Source organism: Microbacterium sp. K41 (assembly GCF_004794395.1).
Classification (GTDB): Bacteria; Actinomycetota; Actinomycetes; order Actinomycetales; family Microbacteriaceae; genus Microbacterium; species Microbacterium sufflavum.
The window spans coordinates 1-846 of record NZ_SSDO01000119.1; the positions used below are offsets into that span (position 1 = coordinate 1).

An 846-nucleotide genomic window follows, 5' to 3' on the forward strand; every position below is an offset into this window, starting at 1 on the left:
CGGCCGCGGCACGGTGCAGGCGCTCGAGGTCGGCGGGCGCGAAGAACGCCGCCGACAGCGCCTCCGGAACCGCCGCCACGACGACCGCGGGCGCCGCGGCGCTCATCGCAGCCAGTCCTCGAGGTGCGCGGCGATGAACGCGTCGTCGTTCAAAGCCGGGTAGGCGCGGCGCACCCGGGCGATCTCCTCCGCCTGCCCTGGCGAGAGCCCCTCGGCCGGATCGAGGCACCACGTTCCCTCGAGCAGGCCCTGCTGGCGCAGCATCTCGTGCACACCCGCGATCACGCCGTGGAAGTCGTTGCCCGGGTCGAACACCGCCTGGTTCACATCGACCATGTCGGAGGCCAGCAGCCCCAGCTCGCGGTAAGCCCCGGCGTCGCCGTCCATCGCCTGCCGCGCCCGCTCCAGCAGCGCGACGGCCGCCTGCGTGCCCACGGCCCACTGGCCGAGCAGACCACCGACGAAGCGCAGCGTGCGCGGGCCGGACGGCGAGTCCACGTGGAACTCCGACAGCAGGTCGGCCACGATCGCGTCGTCGTTTCCGGTGTACAGGGCGATGTCGTCGGCGCGACCGGACGCCGCCACCCCGCGCACCAGCTCCAGCGTGCGGTAGCGGTCGAACGGCGCGGCCTTCACCGCGACCACGGAGGGGATCGACGCGAACTCGCGCCAGAAGTCACGGCCGAGCACGGGCCCGCCGATCGCGGTCTGCAGGTAGAAGCCCACCACGGGCAGCACCTCGCCGACGGCGCGGGCGCGTTCGAGCAGGGCACGCTCGTCGGCGCCCGCGACGCGGGGACTCACCAGCACGGCGTCGTACCCCAGCCCGCGCGCGAGCTCGGCCTC

Annotated in this window: 1 protein-coding gene; it reads right to left on the minus strand. The window is 74.2% G+C overall.

All coding sequences use genetic code 11. The features are described from left to right. Positions 1-102 precede the first annotated feature (102 nt). Positions 103-846, minus strand: a 744-nt coding sequence (locus DW309_RS02615; RefSeq protein ID WP_136044478.1) for a dihydrodipicolinate synthase family protein, incomplete at its 5' end; no start/stop codon positions are given.